Here is a 22,893-nt window from a genome sequence, read left to right on the forward strand (position 1 = left end):
GGCGGTCAGATGGTTTTCGAGTAGCGCAGCGGTTGCGCGCTATCGAGTCTTGCCGTGGCCAGGTAGCGGTCGAACACCATGCAGATATTGCGTATCAACAGCCGGCCCTTGGGCGTGACGCTGATCCACTCGTGGTCGACCGTGAGCAGGCCGTCCTGCGCAAACGCCTCCAGTTGTTCCAGTTCGGCGGCAAAATAATGGCGGAACGTGATCGGGAACGATTGCTCGAGCGAGGCCAGCGACAGTTCGAAATTGCACATCAGCTTCTGGATCACGATGCGGCGCAGCAGGTCGTCGTTGTCGAGCTTGACGCCACGCGTGATCGGCAGCACGCCGGCGTCGAGCTTTTCGTAGTAGGCGTCGAGCGTCTTTTCGTTCTGGCTGTAGGTGGCGCCAATCGCGCTGATGGCCGAGACGCCGCACGAGATCAGGTCCGCTTCGGCGCGGGTGGAATAACCCTGGAAATTGCGCTGCAGGCGGCCCTGGCGCTGGGCCACGGCCAGCTCGTCGTCGGGCTTGGCGAAATGGTCCATGCCGATGTACACGTAGCCGGCCGCGCACAGGCGGCGGATGCACAGCGCCAGCAGGTCGAGCTTGACGGCGGCGGTGGGCAGGTCGGCGTCCGCAATCCGGCGCTGCGGCTTGAACAAATGCGGCAGGTGGGCGTAGTTGTACAGGGCGATGCGGTCGGGGCTGGCGTCGATCACCTTGTCGAGCGTGCGCTCCATGGTGGCCATGGTCTGCCTGGGCAGGCCGTAAATCAGGTCGATGCTGATCGAGCGGAAGCCGGCGTCGCGCGCGGCCGCCATCACGGCCCGGGTTTCCGCTTCGGGCTGGATGCGGTTGACCGCCTGCTGCACCTCGGGATCGAAATCCTGCACGCCCAGGCTGACGCGATTGAAACCTTGCGCGCGCAGCGAGTGGATGCGTTCCGGTGTCACGGTGCGCGGGTCGATCTCGATCGAGTATTCGCCCAGCGCATCGGGTGCGAAGTCGAAGTTCTCGCGCAAGTAGGCCATCAGGTCGCCCATCTGGCGGTCGCTCAGGTAGGTGGGCGTGCCGCCGCCGAAGTGCAGCTGCTCGATCTGGCCGATGCCGGCGAACAGCCGGCCCTGCATGTCGAGTTCCTGCTTGAGGTAGCCGAGGTAGGTAGCGGCCTTGCCGTGATCCTTGGTGACGATCTTGTTGCAGCCGCAGTAGTAGCAGATGGTGTCGCAGAACGGCACGTGGATGTACAGCGACAGCGGGCGCTGGCTGCGGCGCAGGCGCAGGCCCGCCACCGCTTCCAGGAACTGGCCATAGCCGAAGTCCGGGACGAAGCGGTCGGCGGTCGGGTACGAGGTGTAGCGCGGACCGGACTGGCTCAGTTTGCTGATGATGGCGGCGTCGAATTCGACCGCATCGATGGCCGACGCGGTAATGCTGGAGGTAGACATGATGGTGGCTCTCAGGCTGCCAGGCGGCGGGGTTCCGTCTTGGCGGCCGGGCGGGCCGCCTTGTTGCCACCGCTGCTGGCCCTGGCCCGCGATGGTGCGCGGCCGAACTTGAACAGGCTGACCGCCTGCGTCAGGCCGCCCGCTTCCACGGCCAGGCTGGCGGTGGCCGCTGCCGCTTCTTCGACCAGCGCGGCGTTCTGCTGCGTGACCTGGTCCATGTGGGCGATGGCCGAATTGACCTGGTCGACGCCGATGCTCTGCTCGTGCGAGGCGACCGAGATTTCGCGCATGATGGCGGTGACCTGCTGTACCGACGACACCACCTGCTTCATGGTGGCGCCGGCGCGGTCCACCTGCACCATGCCGGCGCTGACCTTGCCGACCGAGACGTCGATCAGGTTCTTGATGTCCTTGGCGGCGGTGGCGCTGCGCTGCGCCAGGTTGCGCACTTCGCCGGCCACGACCGCAAAGCCGCGACCCTGTTCGCCGGCACGGGCTGCTTCCACGGCCGCGTTGAGCGCCAGGATATTGGTCTGGAAAGCAATGCCTTCGATCAGGCCGATGATGTCGACGATCTTGCGCGACGAGGCGTTGATTTCGTCCATGGTGGCAATGACGTCGGCGACAATTTCGCCGCCCTGCACGGCAACATGCGAGGCGCTCACGGCCAGGTCGTTGGCTTGAGCCGAGTTGTCGGCATTCTGCTTGACGGTGGCCGAGAACTGTTCGACCGACGATGCCGTCTCTTCCAGGCTGGCGGCCTGCGCCTCGGTGCGGCCCGACAGGTCGGCGTTGCCGGCGGCGATCTGGCGCGTGGCCACGGCCATGGTTTCCACGTTGATGCGCACGTCGCGGATGGTGGCGATCAGGTTGCTGTTCATCTGCTGCAGCGCGCGCAGCAGCTGGCCCACCTCGTCGGTGGCATGGGTGTCGAACGATGCGGTCAGGTCGCCGGCGGCGATCGACCGGGCGCCCTCGAGCGCCTGCCTGAGCGGCGCCAGCATCGAGACCCGCAAGGTGTACCACAGGAAGATGTTGATCAACAGGCCGAGGAAGGTGGCGCCGAAGATGGCGTAGCGGTGACCTTCGTTGCCCATCAGCGCGGCCACGCACACGCCCAGTTGCAGCACGTTGACCACGCTGGTGGCGAGCCAGATGCGCATGCCCAGCGAGACGTGGGACAGGCGCGCCAGCAGCCGCAATGTTCCGGGACGGATCAACTGGCCGTTCTTGATGCGGATGCCGTGGCCGTCGCCGGCGCGGATGGCCTTGTATGCTTCTTCGGCTTCGGCCACCTGGTGGCGTTCGGCCTTGACCCGCACCGACATGTAGCCGATGGTCTTGCCATGTTCGCGGATCGGGGTGATGTTGGCGCGCACCCAGTAGTGGTCGCCGTTCTTGCAACGGTTCTTGACGATGCCGGTCCACGGCGTGCCGCCCTTGATCGATTCCCACAGGTCGGCAAACGCTTCGGCCGGCATGTCGGGATGGCGCACAATGTTCTGCGGTGCGCCGATCAGTTCTTCTTCCGTAAAACCGCTGATCTGGGTGAAATACGGGTTCACATAGACGATGTTGCCATTCATATCGGTCTTGGAAACAATCGCCTGGTCGTCCAGGACTTCCACTTCGCGGTTGCTGACGGGTTGGTTGTTGCGCATCGCACTCTCCGGCTGTTGTTGCTTTATCACAATAGGTGTGACCAGTGTACGGAGTCCGTCAGGCAATTTTATTGATGTAGATCAAAATTTCCGGGATTGTGGCAGGTGGCGTTATCTGTATTGCATCAACTTTGCAGGGGCTGCAATGTGCCTACCGCGTAGCCCTGGGCGTAGTCGAGCCCGAGCTGGCGCACCACGGCCAGCGTGGTGTCGTCTTCCACGTATTCGGCCACGGTGCGCAGGCCCATCACGTGACCCACCTCGTTGATGGCCTTGACCATGGCGCGGTTGATGGAATTGGTGGCGATGTCGCGGATGAACACGCCGTCGATCTTGAGAAAATCGACCGGCAGCGCTTTGAGATAGGCAAACGACGACAGGCCGCTGCCGAAGTCGTCGAGCGAGAAGCGGCAGCCGAGCGCCTTCAGTTTGGCCATGAATTCCTGCGCCCGGATCAGGTTGGCGATCACGGCCGTTTCGGTGATCTCGAAGCAGATGTGCTGCGGCGCCACGTTGAATTCGCGGAACTGCTCGACGATGTAGTCGTGCAGGCTGTCGTCGCCGAGCGAGGTGCCGGAGAGGTTGATCGAATACTCGATGGGAGCGATCGGGGCAATGGCGGCGGTAGGCGCTCCGGCCGGGGCCGCCGCAGCGGCAGCAGCAGCAGCAGCAGCAGCAGCAGCGCCGGCATGGCGGCACACGGCGCGGATCACCCAGCGGTCGATGGCGGTCATCAGGTCGTAACGTTCGGCGGCGGGAATGAAGGCGCCGGGCAGGATCAGGTCGCCCTTGGCGGGCTGGATGCGGATCAGCACCTCGAGGTGTTCGCTGCCGGTCTGGCCCAGGCCGACGATGGGTTGCGTATACAGGCGGAAGTATTGCTGCTCGAACGCTTCGTTCAGGCGCGATACCCATTGCATCTCGCCGAGCCGGCGCGCCAGCCGCTGGTCGGCGTCGCGGTACACGTGCACGCGGTTGCGGCCGCGCTCCTTGGCCAGGTAGCAGGCCTGGTCGGCCGCCATCAAGAGCTCGGTCATCGACTTGCTGTGGCGCGTGACCTCGACCATGCCGATGGAGACGCCGAGTTCGAAGGTGCGCTCCTGCCAGACGAAGCGGAAATTGCGGATCGACTGCCGCAAGCTCTCGGCGATCAGGCGCGCCTGGTCGGTGGGGCAGCGCGGCAGCAGCACGCCGAGCTCGTCGCCGCCAAGGCGCGCCAGCACGTCGGAGTCGCGCATCTGGGTTTGCAGCATGCGTGCCAGCAGCTGTAGCAGCTGGTCGCCGGCAGCGTGGCCGCAGGTGTCGTTGACGATCTTGAACTGGTCGAGGTCCATGTACAGCATGGCGTGCACATGGCCTTCTTCCTTGGCGCTGTGCAGGGCCTCGGCGATGCGTACTTCGAATTCGCGCCGGTTGATCAGGCCGGTGAGGGTGTCGTGGGTGGCGTTCCACGACAATTGCCGGGTAAGCTTGCGCTCGTGGCTCACGTCACGGAATACCACCACCACGCCCAGCAGGGCACCGTTGTCGGACCAGATCGGCGAGGCCGATTCCTCGACCGCGATGTGACGCCCTTCGCGCGTAACGAGCTGGTTGTCGGACGCCGGCGCTACTGTTTGCCGCAGGCGCAGGCATTGCAATGCCACGTGTTCGGCAATGGGCTCGCCGGCCTCGTTGGTCAGCCGCAGGATGCTGGCGATATCCTGGCCGCGCGCCTTGTCGCTGCGCCAGCCGGTCAGTTGCTCGGCGGTGTGGTTCAGGTACTCGGTCTTACCGTGCGGGTCGATGGTGATCACGCCCTCGCCGATGGCGCGCAGCGTCACCGCGGCCATCTCGCGGTCGCGCGCCGTAGCCTGTTCGTTCAGCTTGCGTTCGGTGATGTCCCAGATGATGCCCAGGGTGCCGGTAGGGGCGCCGTGGGCGTTGCACAGCATGTGGGCCTTGGCGGCCAGCCAGTGCAGGCTGGCGTCGTCCCACACCACGCGGTACTCGACCTCGTAGCCGGTGCACATGTCCACGGCCTCCTGCATGGTATGGACCAGGGCGTCGCGGTCGTCCACATGGACATAGCTGAGAAAGTCGGTAAACGGTTGCGCCAGCTGGCCCGGTGGCAGGCCGAGCAGGCGCTGGCCGCCGCCCTGCCAGTTGACGGTGCTGCTTGCCACCGTGCCGTCGTGAATGAAAGTGTCCCAGATCGTCATGCGCGCCGCGTCCAGCGCCATCCTTAAATGCCGAAAATCCATGTGCCGCTCCAAAAGCCGATTATTTTGGTCTTGGAGTGGCTAGCAGCCGGGAAGTTCCGCAGGAAGTCCGATTTTTTAAGACTTCTTGGTTGTGCGCCAGAGCTTGCCAACCACGGTCACCACCGCCAGCGCCAGCGCGCCCGCCACCAGGCCGGTGACGGCGCCGATCACGCTTTCGGTGATAAAGGACAGCACCGGGCCGAGCGTCGGCACGCCGGCCATGACTTCTTGCGCGTGGTGCACCACGTCGTGGCTGCCGGGAATGCCGTGCACCAGGATGCCGCCGCCGACCATGAACATGGCGGCCGTGCCCACCACCGACAGGAATTTCATCAGCACCGGCGCCGCGGCCAGCAGGAAGCGGCCAAACCCGCGCACGATGGCGTTGCCCAGCTTGCTCAAGTACAGGCCGGCATCGTCCATCTTGACGATGCCGGCCACCAGGCCATAGACCCCCACCGTCATCACCAGCGCGATCAGGATGACCACCAGCGCCTGTTCCATGAACGGCTTGCCTTCCACGCTGCCGAGCGAGATGACGATGATCTCGGCCGACAGGATGAAGTCGGTGCGCACGGCGCCCTTGATCTTTTCCTTTTCCAGCGCCACCAGGTCGGCGTCGGGATCGGCCACGGCAGCCACCAGTTCCTGCTTGCGCTGGGCTTTTTCTTCCTTGTGCAGCACGCTGTGGGCGATTTTCTCGAAGCCCTCGAAGCACAGGTACAGGCCGCCGATCATCAGGAGCGGCGTGATGGCCTGCGGCAGGAAGGCGCTGATCGCCAGCGCTGCCGGCACCAGGATCGCCTTGTTCTTGAGCGAACCGACCGCCACCGCCCACACCACGGGAATTTCGCGCGCGGCGCGCACGCCGGATACCTGCTGCGCATTGAGCGCCAGGTCGTCGCCGAGCACGCCGGCGGTTTTCTTGGCCGCGACCTTGGTCATCACGGTGACGTCGTCGAGGATGGTCGCGATATCGTCGATCAGCGCCAACAGGCTGGTGCCGGCCATTAGCGGCTCCCTCGGGTGGTGAAAGTGGTCATGGTGGTCCTTATTATAGAAGCAGCAAGTTTAACCCAAGCTGAGCCGGCGGCGATATGGCGACGCGGCTACAATGTGCGTTACCGCGCAGCATTTCGCTGACGCCGGAGTCAACCATGGGATGTACATCATGAGCTTTGCCGTCTGGCTGGGATTTTTCGTCGCCGCCTGCATTATTGCCGTTTCGCCCGGTTCGGGCGCGGTGCTGTCGATGTCGCATGGCTTGTCCTATGGCGTGCGGCGCGCCAGCGCCACCATCCTCGGTCTGCAAACGGGCCTGCTGCTGATCTTTTTCATCGCCGGCGCTGGCGTCGGCTCGCTGCTGCTGGCGTCCGAGCTGGCGTTCAACGTGGTCAAGACCGTTGGCGCGCTGTACCTGATTTACCTGGGCCTGTCGCAGTGGCGCGCCAGGGTGGCCATTGGCGCGCAGCACGCGCAGCTGGAAGTGGTGGTGCCGTCAGCGCGCAAGCGCTACCTGACCGGCTTTTTGACCAATGCCACCAATCCCAAGGGCATCATTTTCATGGTGGCCGTGCTGCCGCAGTTCATTACGCAAGGTTCGCCGCTGCTGCCGCAACTGCTGATCCTGGCCGCCACCATGTGCGCCATCGACCTGGTGGTGATGCATGGCTATGCCTTGCTGGCCTCGTCGATGCAGCGCTTCTTCCGCGACCCGCGCGCGGTCAAGCAGCAGAACCGCGTGTTTGGCGGGTTGCTGATGGGCGTGGGGGCGGCGCTCTTTTTCGTCAAACGTGGCTCGGCAACTTGAAATTATTTGTAACCCGTGTAGGCGAACCGTCTGTTGCCGCGTTAAATCCCCATTACTAACGGAGACGCCATGAACATCATCCCCACCGTCCTGCTGGCCGCCCTGGCCGGTTTGAGCACCCTGGCCCAGGCCCAATCCGACCTGCCGGCGGCAGTGGGGCGCATTTCAGCGGTGCAGGGCCAGGTTACCCTGAGCGGGGACGATGAACCGGTGGCCGCCAGCCTCAACTGGCCGGTGACGGCCAACAGCCACCTGGTCACTGCCAGCGGCGCCCGCACCGAGTTTCGCATCGGCTCCACGGCGGTACGGCTCGATGGCGACTCCGATCTCGAAATCACCGAGCTCGATGACGACCTGCTGCGCCTGCGCCTCAACTACGGCAGCGCCAGCATCCGGGTGCGCAGTGCCGACCTGCTGCGCGACTTCGAACTGACCACGCCGCAGGCGCGCATCACCATGATCGAGCCGGGCCTGCTGCGGGTGGACGTGGAACGGGTGCCCGACACCAGCCAGATCAGCGTGCTGGCCGGCACCGCGCGCGTCGATGGCGCCGGTTCGTCGGTGACGGTCAATCCGGGCCGCCAGGTGGACGTCACCACCGAGGACGTGCGCACGACGGTGGCGCGGCGCGACGGTTTCGATGTCTGGGCCGACGAGCGCGACCGCCTGGCCGACGTCGTGGTCACCACCCAATATGTGTCCACCGGCATGACCGGCTACGAAGAACTGGACCGTCACGGCAGCTGGACCGAGAACGTCGAGTACGGCCCCTTGTGGGCGCCGCGCAATGTGGCCGCCGACTGGGCGCCGTACCGCGACGGCCGCTGGACCTGGCTGGCGCCGTGGGGCTGGACCTGGGTCGATAACGCTCCCTGGGGTTACGCGCCATCGCACTACGGCCGCTGGGTGACGGTGCGCCAGCGCTGGCACTGGGCGCCGGGCCGCCCGGCCGGCCGTCCCGTGTGGGCGCCGGCGCTGGTGGGCTGGGTGGGCGGCGTCAACCGTCCGAACCAGGGGCCCGGCCTTGGCTGGTACCCGCTGACGCCGCGCGATCGCTTCGTGCCCGGCTACCGGGTGTCGTCCAGCTACGAACAGCGCCTGAGCTGGAGCTACAAGGGCAAGTCGTTTGCGCCCCGTGGCGATCATGACGTTGGGCGAAACGGCGGTCGCGACGGCCTGACCGTGCTGCCGCGCGCGCAGTTCGAGGGACGCAACATTATCCGCGTCAATCGCGGCGACCATTTCGTGCCGCGTCCGCAGCAGGGCAACCTGGTCACGCCGGCAACGCCGCCGCGTCCGGCCGGCGGCCCGGGCCGCATCGAGACCAACCGCAACTGGCAGGACCGCGACGGCAACGGTCGCCCGGACCGCTTCGACAACAATCCGCGCAGCGGCAGCAACCCGCGCGCTGACAATAATCTACGCAACGATAACCCACGCACGGTCAATAATCCGCGCAACGGTAACAATCCACGCGCGGACAATAATCCGCGCAATGACAATAATCCGCGTGGTGACAGTAATCCGCGTAACGATAACAACCCGCGCTTTGGTAACAACCCGCGCATCGATAACAATCCACGCAACGACAACAACCCGAATAATCCGCGCAACGATGACAATCCGCGCGCTGGCACCAACCCGCGCAATGATTTGCCGCGTAACGACAGCCGGCCGCAAACCATCAGTACCTTGCCGCCGAACCAGATCGGTACGCCGGACGCACCGGCGCAGACCATCAATCCGCGCGACGGGGGCGTCGAGATCCATACGCGTCCCTATGGCGGCCGTGCCGGCAATGGCGCGCTGATGCCGGCGCCGGTACTGCAGATCGGTAACACTCGCGACCGTTTCCAGCGCGACGACAATGATCGTCGCCAGCGCGACGAGGACGAGCGGCGCCAGCGTGAGCGAGACAGGCAATCGCAACAGCAGCCGCAGGCTCAACAGCCGTCGCAGCAGCCACGGCCACAGCAGCCACAGTCGCAACTGCAACCTCAGCAGTCTGAGCAACCACGTTTCCAGCCACAGCAGGAGCGGCCACAGCAGGTTGAACGTCCACGCTTCCAGCCGCAGCAGGAACGCCCGCAGCAGCAGGAGCGGCCACAGCAAGCTGAACGCCCTCGCTTCCAGCCCCAGCAGGAACGCCCGCAACAGCAAGAGCGGCCCCGTTTCCAGCCGCAGCAGGAGCGTCCACAACAACAGGAGCGGCCCCAGCAAGAACGTCCGCAGCCCCAGGCACAGCCGGCGCCGCGACCTGCGCCGGCGGCCCAGCCGCAGCAACGGCCCGATCCGGGCCAGAGCCGCCAGCACCGCGACCGGCCTGCCCACGATCAAAACTAGCCAGGAGGCACGCAAGAGGGGGAGGGCCTGTTCCGTCAACGGCAGGTTCGGTCCCGCTCCTGCGCATTTCAGCTCCCTTAAACTGCAGTCCGTCACATTCGCGTGGCTTCCGGGTAAGCCTTTGCTTACAGTTGCCACATTGCAGATACGGGTGGTAGCGTCAGAGCAGCGGACCAATCCGCACCGCGCAACGCCATCCAGACCCCACCACTTTGCCCCAACTATTTTCGATATTCCCGAGAGAATAGTTTTTGCCAGCCTACCAGGCTGGCTTTTTTTTGGGCGTGGCGACCCCATATTGGTCTCTGGCCTCGTATCCGGCAACTTTGGCTACAATGCAGGCTGGCGGCGTCACGTCGATGTCCGCCGGTTTTTCTTAATAGATTGGAATGATTATGCAAGCGATCCCACCGACCGAGTCCCTCATCGAATACCCGAGCGACTTTCCGATCAAGGTGATGGGGCCGACTCATATCGACTTCGCACCGACCATCGTGCTGGTCGTGCAAAAACACGACCAGGATTTCCACGAAGGCAAAATGGAAGTGCGTCCTTCGTCCAAGGGCAACTTCACCGGCCTGACCGTGACCGTGCGCGCCACCAGCCGCGAACAGCTCGACGCGCTCTACTCCGAGCTGTCGGCGCACCCGATGGTCAAGATCGTCATGTAAGAACCTAGCTCGGCAGGGATGCGGCGCAAGCAGCGCCTCATTCCCTGCCGGGATAGGTTCCAGACTGCTGGCGCTGGAAGGCGGCGATCTCGTCGTGCAACCAGCGCCGCAGCGCCGCCACCTGCGGCCGCTCCGCCATTCCCGGCGGCGACACCAGGTAATACGCCTCCGCGCACGCCTGCTCCGCACCGGGCCGCCGCACCAGGCGTCCGGCGGCAATCTCGGGCGCTGCCACCACATGGTGCAATAGCGCTTCGCCTGCGCCCGCCAGCACGGCGCGCAACAACTCCCCCCCTTGCAATTCCGAGGAAAGCAGCACCGGATCGTGCGCACCAGAGCTATAGTGGGCGCTCACTACGAGATAGCATTTCTCATCCATCAACCGCTCCACCACCATGCCTGGATGACGTCCCAGGTCGAACACGATTGCTGCGTCCACGCCCGCGCGTGCCAGGTCCGCCGGCGGCGTCCGCGTGTGCAGCACCAGGTCGATGCCGGGATGCAGTTCGATGAATCCGCCCAGGCGGGGCGTGAGCCAGCGCGCGGCAAACCACGCTGGTGCGGCGAGGATCAATGGCGCGGTGGCAGCGGCGGCCGGGCGCAGGGCGTCGGCAGCGGTGCCGATGGCATCGAAAGTTTTGCCCAGGAACTGCGCGAACTGTTGCGCCTCGTGAGTTATTTTCACTTGCCGGCCATGGCGCACGAACAGCGGCCGGCCCAGGTCCTCTTCCAGCGCCCGCACCTGGTGGCTGATTGCCCCGTGCGTCAGGCGCAACTCTTCCGCCGCGCGCGAGAAATTCTCGTGGCGGGCCGCCGCCTCGAAGGCGCGCAGGGCGGAAAAATTCGGCAGGCGGCGGCTCGCGCTCATCTGGGTCTGTGGATAACTTTGTGAATAAAACTGGCAAGAAAAGCGGAATATACCGCACCTACAGGCGATACGGCAATGTTTACCATGTGAATAAAACTAACCAATAACCGACATCGACCCGGTGCCACCCAAGCCGGAGCCGGTTGCCGCCACGCCGGCTGATTTATAATGGCGCCATGACGTCCCCCACCACTCCCGAGATCCGCCACCTCGGCGTTGCCGATTACGACAGCACGTTTGCCGCCATGCGCGCGTTCACCGACGCCCGCACGCCCGACACGCGCGACCAGCTATGGATCGTCGAGCACGCACCGGTATTCACGCTGGGCCTGGCCGCCGACCGTGGCCACCTGCTGGCCGGCGCCACCGCCATCCCCGTGGTGCAGACCGACCGCGGCGGCGAAGTGACCTATCACGGCCCCGGCCAGGTGGTGATTTACCTGCTGATGGACCTGCGCCGCAACAAGCCGGGCGGCAAGCTGTATGCGCGCCAGTTTGTGCATAAAATCGAGCAGGCGATCATCAATGTATTAGGGGCGTATAATCTCGTCGGTGAGCGGATTGACGGCGCGCCCGGCATTTATATGGCGGACGGCCCCAAGCGCGGCGCCAAGATTGCCGCGCTGGGCTTGAAAGTGCGCGGCAACGGCTGCACGTATCACGGCCTGTCGCTCAATGTCGCAATGGACCTGGCGCCGTTTTCCTGGATCAACCCGTGCGGTTACGCCGGCCTCGAAACCGTCGACATGCGCACTGTCGGCGCCCAGGCGCAGTTGGCCGATGTGCAGCAGCAACTGGCCGAGGAATTGATACGGGTGCTTGCTGCGTCGGCAGACGCGCCGGTTCCCGTTCCGCAACCAGCCGTACAACCTGAATAACCAAACCAGCCCGCGAGGGCATGCAGCCAAATGACCACTGAGATCACCTCCAGCACTCCCGCTTACAACCCGAGCGAAAAGCAAAAAGGCGCCAGCAAGACGTCGCGCATCCCGATCAAGATCGTGCCGGTCGAGCAGGTGGAGCGGCTGAAAAAGCCGGAGTGGATCCGCGTCAAGGGCGCTTCGGCATCGAGCCGCTTCTACGAAATCAAGGACATCCTGCGCGAGAACAAGCTGGTCACCGTGTGCGAAGAAGCGAGCTGCCCGAACATCGGCGAATGCTTCGGCAAGGGCACGGCCACCTTCATGATCATGGGCGACAAGTGCACGCGCCGCTGCCCGTTCTGCGACGTGGGCCATGGCCGTCCCGATCCGCTCGACGTCAACGAACCGATGAACCTGGCCAACACCATCGCCAAGCTGCGCCTGAACTACGTGGTGATCACCTCGGTGGACCGTGACGACCTGCGCGACGGCGGCGCCGGCCACTTCGTCGAGTGCATCACCAAGACCAAGGACCTGTCGCCCCTGACGCAAATCGAAGTGCTGGTGCCCGACTTCCGTGGTCGCCTCGACAAAGCCCTGGCGATCTTCGCCGACGGCCTGCCCGACGTGATGAACCACAACATGGAAACCGTGCCGCGCCTGTACAAGGAGGCGCGCCCGGGCGCCGACTACATGCACTCGCTCAAGCTGCTCAAGGACTTCAAGGCCCTGTACCCGAACGTCAAGACCAAGTCCGGCCTGATGGTCGGCCTGGGCGAAACCGACGAGGAAATCCTGCAAGTGATGCGCGACATGCGCGAGCACGACATCGACATGCTGACCATCGGCCAATACCTGGCGCCATCGAACAGCCACCTGCCGGTACGCCGCTACGTGCACCCGGACGTGTTCAAGATGTTCGAAGAAGAAGCTTACAAGATGGGCTTCGGCCACGCCGCCGTCGGCGCCATGGTGCGCAGCTCGTACCATGCGGATGAGCAGGCGCATAACGTGCTGGCTGCGGTGAACGGCTGATACCGACGGCGAAAGGCTTTCCATGACCGTCCGCATCGAACCCTCATGGAAAGCCCACCTGCAAGACCAGTTTGAACAACCATACTGGCAAAGCCTCACCGCCTTTGTGAAGGAAGAATACGCTGCCGGTCCCTGCTGCCCGGCCGGCAAGGATATCTTCCGGGCTTTCGACCTGACGCCGTTCGATGCCGTCAAGGTCGTCATCCTCGGCCAGGATCCGTACCACACGCCTGGCGCGGCCATGGGCTTTTGCTTCTCGGTGCCGGACGGCAATCGTCCGCAGCCCAGCCTGCAAAACATCTTCCAGGAATTGCGCGACGATACCGGCGTCGAACGGCGCCAGACCGACCTCACCGACTGGGCCGAGCAGGGCGTGTTTTTGCTCAATAGCGTGCTGACCGTGCGTGCACGGCAGGCCGGGTCGCATGCGAACAAGGGGTGGGAAACTTTTACCGACAGCGCCATCGCGCGGTTGTCCGGCCAGCGCGACGGCCTGGTGTTCATCCTGTGGGGCAGTTACGCGATTGCCAAGTGCGCATTGATCGATACCAGCAAGCACCTGGTGATTACTTCTCCGCATCCGTCGCCGTTCTCGGCCCACAAGGGATTTTTCGGCAGCAAGCCGTTTTCGCGGACCAACGATTACCTGGCCGCCCACGGCAAGGCGCCGATCCGCTGGGCCTGATACCTGCCACACAGACATCGGTGGCGTGTTCAGCAAGCCACAACTGGCAATCCGAAAGCGTTGATTCAAAGCAAACAAATGGCCGATCGACCGGCGTAAGCTGATAAATTGTCGGAGGGATATCCCCTTCTTTCCCTGCCGAGGAACCGACATGAAACTACTTTCGCGCGTGGCCGCCGTCATGACAGGCTTGCTGCTGGCGTCCTCGCTGGCCGTGGCGCAAACGCCTTATACCGACGACATCGTTTACCAGGGCCTCGGTGGCAAGCAAGGCATCAAGAAAATCGTCGATACCTTCATCCCGCTGGTGCTGGCCGATCCGCGCATCAAGGACAACTTTGCCGACTTCGACATGGACCAGCTGAACGTGCGCCTGCAGGAGCAGATCTGCGAGTTCGCGGGCGGGCCGTGCAAGTACACCGGCAAATACCGCGACAAGACCATGGACGGCGTGGGCACCGTGCGCGACATGACCACCGTGCACCAGGATCTGAAAATCACCAACGCCATGTTCAACGCGCTGACCGAGGACCTGCAAATCGCCATGGAACGCCACAACGTCCCCAACAGCGTCGCCAACAAGCTGGTGGCCAAGCTCGCGCCCATGCAGCGCGCCATCGTCACCAAGTAAGCAGCCGCCAGGAGCATCACCATGACATTTCCGATCACCAGGCTCACGCTCGCAATCCTGATGGCGTCAAGCGCTGGCAGCGCCGCTGCCCAATCCCAGGCCTCGCCCGACATGGGCAAGCTGCTGGCCACCGGCGGCGTCAGCCAGGTGGAAGGCGCCGGTGGTGGCGGCATCGTGCCGTGGGCCCTGATCACCGGCTACGGCACTCGCGACAGCTGGGGCGCCAACGCCCATTACACGTATATCAGCACCCAGGACTACAAGCTCGACACCTATGGCGTGGCGATCGGCCTGGCCGACCGCGTGGAATTGTCGGTGGCCAGCCAGTCCTTCAAGGGCAGCCTGGCGCCGCTCGACAACCTCATCCTCAAGCAGGACATCCTCGGCATCAAGGTCAAGCTGACCGGCGACGCCGTGTACGAACAGGACAGCTGGCTGCCGCAAATTGCGGTGGGGGCCATGTACAAGGACAACAAGGGCGTCAAGGGACTCGGCGCGCTGGGCGTCACCAGCGTTACCCAGCTCGGTGCGAAGGACGACAGCGGCTACGACTATTACGTGGCGGCCACCAAGATCCTGCTCGAGCAGAGTCTGCTACTGAACCTGACCCTGCGCGCCACCAAGGCCAACCAGATGGGTTTATTGGGCTTCGGCGGCGACCTGGGCGACAGCCGCAAGGTGATGCCGGAAGTGTCGGCCGCATACCTGATCAACCGCCACCTGGCGGTGGGCGCGGAGTACCGGCGCAAGCCGCACAACCTCGGCGTCGATCCGGAAAAGGCGTATTACGATGCGTTCGTGGCGTGGTTCCCGAGCAAGCATGTGTCGGTGACGGCAGCGTATGCGAATCTGGGCAAGATCACGGTCTTCAATCCGAAGACCCAGCGCGGCCTTTACCTCTCGGTACAGGCCGGCTTTTAAGAATTAGCCCTTGAGCGAGGTGGAGAGCAACTGGTGCAGCGCGGGAAAATCGGGCTGCCCCACGTATTTCTTGAGGATTTTGCCATCCTTGGCGATGACGAAGGTGGTGGGCGTCATCGAGACGTCGCCGTAGGCCTTGGCGGCCGAGCCGTCGGTGTCGAGCGCCACCTTGAACGGCAGCTTACGCGTATCGGCGTAGTTGACCACGTAGTTGGGCGGGTCGTAGCTCATGGCCACGGCCACGAATTCCAGGCCGTCGTCCTTGAACTTGTTGTAGGTTTCGACCATCTGCGGCATTTCGGCCACGCAGGTGGTGCACGAGGTGGCCCAGAAATTAACCATCACCACCTTGCCTTGCAGGCTTTCGGGCGTGATCTTTTCGCCCTTGATGGTGACGAACGTGACCTCGGGCGCCACCGGGCGCTTGCTGAGCGTGACGTAGGCTACCGCGCCGATCACGGCCAGCGCCACGGCAGCGATCAGCGGCTTGAGCCAGGCGCGCGAGGATTCCGGCGATGCGGCGGCGGATGCGGTCGTGCTCATGGCATCATTGCGCCGAACCGCTAGGCTTCGGCTGGTACGATTTCCATTCGTCTTCAGAGATATATTCGAAGACCTTGACCACCTTGCTCACGCCCGAGACGCCGCGTGCGATATCGGCGCCGATCTGGCCTTCGCGCTGGGTCACGCGGCCCATCAGGAAGACCACGCCGCGCTCGGTCACCACCTGGTAGGAGTTGGCCGAGATATCCTTGGCGTCCACCAGGCTGGCCTTGACCTTGCCGGTGATAATGGTGTCGTTCGAGCGCGAGGTGTAGCTGGCGGGGCCGGCCACTTCCAGCTCGTTGATCACCGACAGCACGCCTTCTACCGAAGCCATTTCGCGCTCGGCAGTGGCCTTGGCGGCATCGTCGGGCACTTCGCCGGACAGCAGCACGCGGCGGTTGAAGCTGTTGATGTTGACGTGGGCATCGCTGCCGAGCACATTGCGCAGCTTGTTCGCACCCTTGAACTGGATCGACGTATCCTCGGTTTGCGCACCAAACGTGCGGCGGTCGGAGGCGGCCAGCGTGCCGGTGATGGCGCCGCCGGCAACCAGCGCCACACAACCGGACAGGGTAGCGGCGGTGGCCAGGCACAGCACGCTCATGGCAAGCGGGCGTTTCAGCGTGGTCCAGATGGTGCGGGAATTACTCATTCACATCTCCTCCGAATAGGGCGACGTCGATGCCGTCGCAAATGCTGTGGATGCAGACCAGGTGCACTTCCTGGATGCGGGCGGTACGGTCGGCCGGAACGCAGATATGGACGTCGGCGTCGGTCAGCATCTTGCCGATCTCGCCGCCGCCCTTGCCGGTCAGCGCCACGATGCGCATTTCGCGCTCGAGCGCCGCTTCGATGGCAGCCACCACGTTGCCCGAATTGCCGGACGTGGAAAACGCCAGCAGGATGTCGCCGGACTGGCCAAACGCCTGCACCTGCTTGGAAAAGATTTCGCGGTAGCTGTAGTCATTGGCCACTGCCGTCAGGATCGACGTGTCGGTGGTGAGCGCAATGGCGGGCAGCGGGAAGCGTTCGCGTTCGAAGCGCCCCACCAGTTCGGCAGCGAAATGCTGGGCGTCTGCAGCCGAGCCGCCGTTGCCGCACACCAAAATCTTATTGCCGTTAGACAATGCCGCAAACATCATGTCGATGGCTTGGGCGATATGGGGCGCCAGCACGGTGGCCGATTGGATTTTCAGTTCGGCACTTTCGTGGAAGTGCGCCAGGATGCGTTGATTTGTCATAGTGTGCTGATTATAGTGCAGTCATCCGAAACCCCGGACAAGACCTGTTAAAAATGCTTACATCTGCGCTGAAGAAGCGCTTAAAGCGTAATGATATTGCGCAGCCACTCCAGCTGATCGCCATCAAGGGCGACCAGGTCGAAGCGGCACGGTGGCGGAGTGCGGTGGCGTAGCAGGTAGTACTGGGCGGCGTGGACCAGCCGCTGCTGCTTGTGATGGGTGACGCTGGCCGCCGCGCCGCCAAAGCTACTCGGGGCCCGGCGCCGCACTTCGACGAACACCAGGTGGGCGCCGTGGCGCATGATCAGGTCGATCTCGCCGGCCTTGCAGCGAAAATTGCGTTCGACCGGCACCAGGCCCTGCGCCACCAGGTAGGCCAGCGCGCGGTCTTCACCTTGCTGGCCCAGTTGCTGTTGCGCGGTGCGCCGTCCGCTCGGCGCGCGGGGCGGCGCCATGGCTGGTTACTGCTGGACGGCTTGCGGCACGCCGTGCTGGAACACGGCCGGCTGCTCCACCCGTTCAAAGCGGGCCGGGCCCTGGCCGAAGTCCACCGTCAGGCGTCCGGTGACACCGTCGATGCTGAAGCGGCCGGCCGGCTTGCGGCTGACTTCGCGCGCCACGCGGTAGGCATCGATGCCCAGCGCAAACAGGCGTTCCATGTCGGCCGTGCCGGCTTGTACCGGGTGCGGATAGACCATCACCGCCGGATGGTCGCGCTGCACCTGCCATGGCAGGTCGAGCAGGCGCACGCCGTCGAGTTCGTTGGTGGGCGAATTCATGCCGCCGCCAGCGTTCAGCGCCGAGGTGCCGTACAGCGGCAGGGCGGCAAAGCCGGTGGGGGCGACCGGTGCGGCAGGACTGGCCGGCAAGCCGTCGGCGGTGCTGATCACCGGCTCGTCCGCTTCATGCACCAGGCCGCTGTTCAGCGCGCCGCGCAGTTGGCGCGTCTGGTCGGCGCCCATGGCCGAGAACAGCAAGCCCGGCGGGTCCTGTTGCAGGCGCGCGCGCAATTGCACCAGCTCCGGGTCGCTCAGGTAGTTGTTTGGCGCGCTCAGTTCCACCATGCGCACCTGCTGGCCCAGCTGCTGCCAGTGGGCGGCAAACGCTGCCGCGATGCGGCGCTGCCATGGTGTGCTGGTGGTAATGATCATGGCGCTGGCGCCGGGCTGTTCGGCGGCCGCCCATTGCGCCACCTGGCGCGCTTCTTCCTCGATCGACAGGCCCATGGCCAGCATTTGCTGTGGTAACGGGGTGGCGTTGGCCGTGCCGAAACCTTCCGGGTGATTGAGGGCGATGGTGGGCTTGGTCACCAGCGGGCTGGTCGCCACCGCAGTGACCGCCGAGCGCGCCAGCGGGCCGACCACGAGGTCCACCGCTTCCAGGGTCTGGGCGTAGCTCGATAAAATATCTTGCGCGACGTCGCCGGTTTCCACCACGGTGATGGTGATGTTGTCGCGGTCGCGTTCCCAGGCCGCCATGAAGCCGGCGCGCAGCGCTTCGGCGGCGGCGCCCAGGGTCTCCGAGCGCAGCGGCAGGATCAAGCCCATGCGCACCGGCGCGCCGGACGGGCTGGTGGCGTCGTCCGCTGGCCGGTAGCCGGTGGCATTCTCGGTGCGCAGCTGGTCGGTATCCGGTGCGCGGGTGGGTTGGGCGGCCGCCCCCGGCATCGCGATGGCGAACACTTCCGCTGCCGGCGGTGGTGGTTCCGGCGGTGGCGGCGGCAGCGGCACGGGAGCGGGCGCCGGTGGCGGGCTTATAATGATGGGCACGGACGAGCCGCACCCGCTCACCAATGCCAGCGCCGCCCATGCGGCAACTGCCGCGCACAACCTCATTTTTTTCATGCTGCCCCCTCATTCCATTTACTGACCACGATATGTCTGAACCTACTACCCGCGCCATTTCCGCCCTTCCTGTCTTGGAAGAAACAGCGCACCAGACCTATCCTAGCGCAACCTTGTACGTCGTGGCGACCCCCATCGGCAATGTCGCTGACATCAGTGTGCGCGCATTGCACGTTTTAAGCCTGGTCGATGCGGTCGCGTGCGAGGACACCCGCAACACCGCGCAACTGATGACGCGCTTCGGCCTGCACCGTCCGCTGATCGCCGCCCACCAGCACAACGAGCGCGAAGTGGCCGAGACCCTGATCGCACGCCTGCAGGCTGGCGAGCGTATCGCGCTGGTCTCCGACGCCGGCACGCCGGCCGTCTCCGATCCCGGTGCGCGCATTGTCGAGGCCGTGCGCGCGGCCGGCTTGCGCGTGCTGCCGCTGCCTGGCGCCTCGGCGGCGGTGACGGCGCTGTCGGCCAGCGGCCTGGTCAACGACCAGTTTTATTTTGTCGGCTTTTTACCTGCCAAGGCCAGGCAGCGCGAGAATTTTCTCGCCACCTTGCGCACGGTGACCGCCACCATGGTGTTCTACGAGGCGCCGCACCGCATCCTCGACTGCGCCACCGCGCTGGCAGCCGCGTTCGAGCCGGAGCGCGAAGTGGTGTTCGCGCGCGAGCTGACCAAGATGTTCGAGGAAATCCACCGCTGCCCGCTGTCCGAGGCCGAAGCCTGGATCCGGGCCGACGCCCACCGCGAAAAAGGCGAGTTCGTCGTGCTGCTGGCCGGCGCGCCTGCGCAGGACGAGGCAGGCAATGCCGATGCGGAAAGGATACTCAAGGTCTTGCTGACCGAGCTGTCGGTCAAGCAGGCGGCCGGGCTGGCCGCGCAGATCACGGGCAAGAAGAAAAATGCATTGTACGAACTGGCGCTGACATTCAAGCAGGAACAGTAAGCGGCAGGCAGTACTGCAGCAGCTCAGAGCTTGCAGCCATGGTCTTTCTTGTCGAGCAGCCAGAATAACGGCGTCAGCAGATTGCCGCCGCCCTTCAGGCAGTCGGGCCGGCCGGCCCGCGCCATGTCTTTCTCCAGCTTGTTGCGGTCATCTTCCGGATAGAGCGGATGCGCTTGCAACTGGGCGGCCAGGGTGCCGGGCGCCGGCTTTTCCACCGCCACCTTGCGCGCGGCCTTGCGTGCCGCCTCGATATCGAACGGTTTCGGTTCCGCCGGTGCGCGCAGCGGATCGTCATCGGCGCCGGCCGGCTTGGCGGTGTCGGCTGCCACGGTGGTGTCGAGCGGGGCGGGCGCCGGCGTGATGGCGGCAATAGCTGCTGGCGTGCGGTCACGGTCGGCAGTGTCGTGCGGTCGCTGGCGGTCCTGGTGCCGCGCGCCTTGCTCGCGCGCCTTGCGCTCGCGGGCGATGGCTGCCTGCGCTGCCAGTTGGGGTGCCGCTTCTGGAATAGCAGGCGTAACAGGAACAAAAGCAGGCGCGGGAGCGGGCCTGGGCACCAGCCACACCGTCATGGTCCGGTTGGGCGGCAACTCCGGCGGCGGCACGGGGGCGCCCAGGCGGTAGCCGAAGATCAGCGCCGCATGCAGCACCAGCGAGACCAGGATGCCCGGCACGATGCGGTGACGCATCGGTTCTGTCGACAGCGCTGCGTTCATGGCCGGTCCAGTAGTTTGGGTGCATGCATTTTATGTAAGTTCCACCGTCTTGCACCAGTAAATGACATAAATATTTATGACGCCCTTGACGGAGGGGGCGGCAGCTTGTATTATCTTGCTTCTTCGGAGTGTAGCGCAGCCCGGTAGCGCACCTGGTTTGGGACCAGGGGGTCCAAGGTTCGAATCCTTGTACTCCGACCAAAATTTAAAATCCCGCCTGACGGCAACGTCAGGCGGGATTTTTCCATTGCGGCGACGGTTCTGTGTTGGACCGTATTCATCGGCTCAAACCGGCCATCCATCGCACGGGCCGCAGCCGCGCCTGGCGCCGGCGTAGAATTCCGCCATGACGCCATCTTTCACCACTGCGATTCCCATCATCGTTCACGATCCGCGCCTGGTATGGCGCTATCACCTGCAAACCTTGTTGCGCCTGCTGCCCGCGTTCGCGCCGGCAATGGTGATATTGCCGGTCCTGTTCGGGCCCTGGCTGTGGCTGGACTGCTTGCTGGTAGTACTGGTCAGCACCAGCACTAGCTGGCGCTACCTGCATGAGTTGCGCGATGCCGGGATCGCGCTCACGCCGCAGATGATATCGGCCCGTCCGCGCCTGGCGATCAAGTCGCCGCTCGACCCGCTCACCACCTTCGACGCCTGCGCCGAAACCTTGTCCGGCCTGGCCCTGGGGCGCGCGCTCGGCTACCCCGGTCCCGCCGCGTTTTCGTACCGGCCGTTCAAAGGGCGCATCATGCTGGCACCGCCGCGTTCAATGTTCCTGTGGCGGCGCACCGAGGTGGTTGTCAGCGGCGAGCCAGGACAAGTGATCGACATCGAGATTCGTGGCCGCTTCGGTCTCGACTTCTTTCACGTGCAGCGCGGTGAAGCATGGCAAGTGGTGCAGGTCGTGGCCGACCACCTGCGTATCGAACTCAAACGCCGCCACGATATCGCGCAACTGCGCAAGCGCGAACGCGATCTGGAGCGCGCCGCGCTGCACGCCAAGCTGGCCGCCCTGCAGGCGCAGGTGGAGCCGCACTTCCTGTTCAATACCCTGGCCAACCTCAAGTACCTGGTGCGCACAGATAGCGCGCTGGCGCAGCAGATGCTCGACCACCTGGTCGGCTACCTGCACAACGCCATGCCCGACATGCGCCGCGTATCGTCCACGCTGGGGCGCGAGCTGGCGCTGGCCGGCGATTATCTCGCCATCATGCGCATCCGCATGGGCGAGCGGCTCAGTTTTCGCATCGAGGCCGACGACGCGGCGCGCGTGCTGCCGTTCCCGCCAGCGATGCTGATCTCGCTGGTGGAAAACGCCATCAAGCACGGCCTCGAAAGCGCCACCCGCCCGGGTGAACTCGTCATTCGCGCCACGCTCGACGATGGTGCCTTGCGGGTGACGGTGGCCGACAACGGCGCCGGCCTGTGCGACGAGCCGGGACAGGGCGTGGGCCTGGCCAACATCCACGAGCGCCTGCAACTGCTGTATGGCGCGCGCGCTTCGCTGACGGTGCTCGCGCCGCAAGCGGGCGGCGTGCAGGCGACGCTGGTGGTGCCGGTGGTGCCGCAGGAGGCGGCATGATGCGCGCCCTGATCGTCGAAGACGAGCCGCTGTTGCGCGCCGAACTGGCCGACCAGCTGGCGGCGCTGTGGCCGGAGCTCGAGATTGCCGGCATGGCGGAAAACGGCATCGAAGCGGTGGCGCTGCTCGAATCGCTGCGGCCCGACATTGTCTTCCTCGACATCCAGATTCCGGGCCTGACCGGCATCGAGGTGGCGCGCCATGTGCCGCCGTCGGCGCAGATCGTGTTCGTCACCGCGTATGCGGAACACGCGCTGCATGCGTTCGAGGCCGGCGCGTGCGACTACCTGGTCAAGCCGTTCGACGCCGCGCGCCTGCTGCATACCATCAAGCGATTGAAATCGCGCGGCGACGGCGTGCAGGCGATCGCGCCCGAGGTGTGGCGGCATGCCATGCCGGCGCCGGCCCCGGTATTCCTCAAATGGATCAAGGCGTCGTCGGGAGCGTCGGTGCGGCTGTTGCCGGTGGGGGAGGTGCTGTACTTCCAGGCCGAGGACAAGTACACGCGCGTAGTCACCGCCAATGGCGAGGCGCTGATACGGGCGCCGCTCAAGAACCTGGCCGTGCAACTGGACCCGGCGCAGTTCACCCAGATCCACCGCGCCGCCATCGTCAACCTGCAGGCAGTGGACCGCATCGAACGCCAGGGCGCGGCGCTGGAAATCCACCTGCGCGGTCGGCGCGAAACGCTGGCCGTGAGCGAGGCCTATGCGCGCCAATTCAGGCAGATGTAGCGGGAGCCTCGACAAATCTGCTGCGGTCCGTTATCGCCGCTCCGTTGCTCAGCGTACCTCCGTACGTTTCCGCTACTCCCGACGATAATGAACCGCTCGCTGCGGTTTTTCGAGGTTCCCTAACT

At 64.7% G+C, this 22,893-nt stretch carries 22 protein-coding genes and 1 tRNA gene; 12 read left to right on the plus strand and 11 right to left on the minus strand.

Features of this window, described 5'->3' with window-relative positions:
- Window positions 1-5: 5 nt before the first annotated feature.
- From hemN to SR858_RS26565, 4 genes are all read right to left on the minus strand, one after another.
- The gene (gene hemN, locus SR858_RS26550; RefSeq protein ID WP_019924200.1) at window positions 6-1,436 is read right to left on the minus strand and encodes an oxygen-independent coproporphyrinogen III oxidase; all 1,431 of its coding nucleotides are present in this window, start codon (window positions 1,434-1,436) and stop codon (window positions 6-8) included.
- 11 nt (window positions 1,437-1,447) lie between these two features.
- Complete coding sequence (locus SR858_RS26555; protein WP_019924199.1) at window positions 1,448-3,097, minus strand: methyl-accepting chemotaxis protein; 1,650 nt, start codon at window positions 3,095-3,097, stop codon at window positions 1,448-1,450.
- A 125-nt stretch (window positions 3,098-3,222) separates the two neighbouring features.
- Window positions 3,223-5,340 (minus strand): EAL domain-containing protein, encoded by a 2,118-nt coding sequence (locus SR858_RS26560; protein ID WP_154820080.1) that lies wholly within the window; start codon window positions 5,338-5,340, stop codon window positions 3,223-3,225.
- Between the two features lie 75 nt (window positions 5,341-5,415).
- The gene (locus tag SR858_RS26565; protein WP_019924197.1) at window positions 5,416-6,351 is read right to left on the minus strand and encodes a DUF808 domain-containing protein; all 936 of its coding nucleotides are present in this window, start codon (window positions 6,349-6,351) and stop codon (window positions 5,416-5,418) included.
- A 160-nt stretch (window positions 6,352-6,511) separates the two neighbouring features.
- Between SR858_RS26565 and SR858_RS26570 the strand changes: the two genes are divergently transcribed.
- The 3 genes from SR858_RS26570 (at window position 6,512) to SR858_RS26580 (ending at window position 10,164) form a co-directional block, all read left to right on the plus strand.
- Window positions 6,512-7,150: a LysE family transporter gene (locus tag SR858_RS26570; RefSeq protein ID WP_026637714.1), complete on the plus strand. Its 639-nt coding sequence runs from the start codon at window positions 6,512-6,514 to the stop codon at window positions 7,148-7,150.
- Between the two features lie 69 nt (window positions 7,151-7,219).
- Window positions 7,220-9,493 (plus strand): DUF6600 domain-containing protein, encoded by a 2,274-nt coding sequence (locus tag SR858_RS26575; RefSeq protein ID WP_019924195.1) that lies wholly within the window; start codon window positions 7,220-7,222, stop codon window positions 9,491-9,493.
- Window positions 9,494-9,888: 395 nt separating this feature from the next.
- The gene (locus SR858_RS26580; RefSeq protein WP_019924194.1) at window positions 9,889-10,164 is read left to right on the plus strand and encodes a DUF493 family protein; all 276 of its coding nucleotides are present in this window, start codon (window positions 9,889-9,891) and stop codon (window positions 10,162-10,164) included.
- 37 nt (window positions 10,165-10,201) lie between these two features.
- On the opposite strand, the gene SR858_RS26585 is transcribed toward SR858_RS26580, so the two are convergent.
- Window positions 10,202-11,032 (minus strand): LysR substrate-binding domain-containing protein, encoded by an 831-nt coding sequence (locus tag SR858_RS26585; protein WP_019924193.1) that lies wholly within the window; start codon window positions 11,030-11,032, stop codon window positions 10,202-10,204.
- A gap of 176 nt (window positions 11,033-11,208) precedes the next feature.
- Between SR858_RS26585 and lipB the strand changes: the two genes are divergently transcribed.
- The 5 genes from lipB to SR858_RS26610 all read left to right on the plus strand — a co-directional run bounded on the left by lipB (window position 11,209) and on the right by SR858_RS26610 (window position 15,167).
- On the plus strand, window positions 11,209-11,910 hold the full coding sequence (gene lipB, locus SR858_RS26590) for a lipoyl(octanoyl) transferase LipB (RefSeq protein ID WP_051120392.1): 702 nt from the start codon (window positions 11,209-11,211) through the stop codon (window positions 11,908-11,910).
- A 30-nt stretch (window positions 11,911-11,940) separates the two neighbouring features.
- Window positions 11,941-12,930, plus strand: coding sequence for a lipoyl synthase (lipA, locus tag SR858_RS26595; RefSeq protein ID WP_019924191.1), 990 nt, complete (start codon window positions 11,941-11,943; stop codon window positions 12,928-12,930).
- A 22-nt stretch (window positions 12,931-12,952) separates the two neighbouring features.
- The gene (locus tag SR858_RS26600; RefSeq protein ID WP_019924190.1) at window positions 12,953-13,615 is read left to right on the plus strand and encodes a uracil-DNA glycosylase; all 663 of its coding nucleotides are present in this window, start codon (window positions 12,953-12,955) and stop codon (window positions 13,613-13,615) included.
- Between the two features lie 151 nt (window positions 13,616-13,766).
- Window positions 13,767-14,246: a group I truncated hemoglobin gene (locus SR858_RS26605; protein ID WP_019924189.1), complete on the plus strand. Its 480-nt coding sequence runs from the start codon at window positions 13,767-13,769 to the stop codon at window positions 14,244-14,246.
- A gap of 21 nt (window positions 14,247-14,267) precedes the next feature.
- A complete protein-coding gene (locus SR858_RS26610; RefSeq protein ID WP_019924188.1) occupies window positions 14,268-15,167 on the plus strand; it encodes a DUF3034 family protein in 900 nt (299 codons plus the stop codon).
- 3 nt (window positions 15,168-15,170) lie between these two features.
- Here the strand turns inward: SR858_RS26610 and SR858_RS26615 are convergent, their stop codons facing one another.
- The 5 genes from SR858_RS26615 to SR858_RS26635 all read right to left on the minus strand — a co-directional run bounded on the left by SR858_RS26615 (window position 15,171) and on the right by SR858_RS26635 (window position 18,723).
- Window positions 15,171-15,710, minus strand: a complete 540-nt coding sequence (locus SR858_RS26615; protein ID WP_019924187.1) for a peroxiredoxin family protein — start codon at window positions 15,708-15,710, stop codon at window positions 15,171-15,173.
- A 4-nt stretch (window positions 15,711-15,714) separates the two neighbouring features.
- A complete protein-coding gene (locus SR858_RS26620; protein ID WP_019924186.1) occupies window positions 15,715-16,365 on the minus strand; it encodes a BON domain-containing protein in 651 nt (216 codons plus the stop codon).
- The gene (locus SR858_RS26625; protein WP_019924185.1) at window positions 16,358-16,954 is read right to left on the minus strand and encodes a phosphoheptose isomerase; all 597 of its coding nucleotides are present in this window, start codon (window positions 16,952-16,954) and stop codon (window positions 16,358-16,360) included. The genes SR858_RS26620 and SR858_RS26625 overlap by 8 nt, the downstream gene beginning before the upstream one ends.
- An 80-nt stretch (window positions 16,955-17,034) precedes the next feature.
- Window positions 17,035-17,409, minus strand: a complete 375-nt coding sequence (locus SR858_RS26630; protein WP_019924184.1) for a YraN family protein — start codon at window positions 17,407-17,409, stop codon at window positions 17,035-17,037.
- Window positions 17,410-17,415: 6 nt separating this feature from the next.
- Complete coding sequence (locus SR858_RS26635; RefSeq protein ID WP_322534176.1) at window positions 17,416-18,723, minus strand: penicillin-binding protein activator; 1,308 nt, start codon at window positions 18,721-18,723, stop codon at window positions 17,416-17,418.
- Window positions 18,724-18,830: 107 nt separating this feature from the next.
- Here SR858_RS26635 and rsmI point away from each other — a divergent pair, with 107 nt between their 5' ends.
- Window positions 18,831-19,739, plus strand: coding sequence for a 16S rRNA (cytidine(1402)-2'-O)-methyltransferase (rsmI, locus tag SR858_RS26640; RefSeq protein ID WP_026637711.1), 909 nt, complete (start codon window positions 18,831-18,833; stop codon window positions 19,737-19,739).
- Between the two features lie 23 nt (window positions 19,740-19,762).
- On the opposite strand, the gene SR858_RS26645 is transcribed toward rsmI, so the two are convergent.
- The gene (locus SR858_RS26645; protein WP_026637710.1) at window positions 19,763-20,452 is read right to left on the minus strand and encodes a hypothetical protein; all 690 of its coding nucleotides are present in this window, start codon (window positions 20,450-20,452) and stop codon (window positions 19,763-19,765) included.
- A gap of 124 nt (window positions 20,453-20,576) precedes the next feature.
- On the opposite strand from SR858_RS26645, the gene SR858_RS26650 reads away from it, so the two are divergent.
- The 3 genes from SR858_RS26650 (at window position 20,577) to SR858_RS26660 (ending at window position 22,768) form a co-directional block, all read left to right on the plus strand.
- Window positions 20,577-20,653: transfer RNA gene (locus SR858_RS26650), tRNA-Pro, on the plus strand.
- Window positions 20,654-20,798: 145 nt separating this feature from the next.
- Window positions 20,799-22,034 (plus strand): sensor histidine kinase, encoded by a 1,236-nt coding sequence (locus SR858_RS26655; protein ID WP_019924180.1) that lies wholly within the window; start codon window positions 20,799-20,801, stop codon window positions 22,032-22,034.
- Window positions 22,031-22,768: a LytR/AlgR family response regulator transcription factor gene (locus tag SR858_RS26660; RefSeq protein WP_019924179.1), complete on the plus strand. Its 738-nt coding sequence runs from the start codon at window positions 22,031-22,033 to the stop codon at window positions 22,766-22,768. The genes SR858_RS26655 and SR858_RS26660 overlap by 4 nt, the downstream gene beginning before the upstream one ends.
- Window positions 22,769-22,893 lie beyond the last annotated feature (125 nt).

It is taken from the genome of Duganella zoogloeoides (assembly GCF_034479515.1).
GTDB lineage: Bacteria > Pseudomonadota > Gammaproteobacteria > Burkholderiales > Burkholderiaceae_D > Rugamonas > Rugamonas zoogloeoides.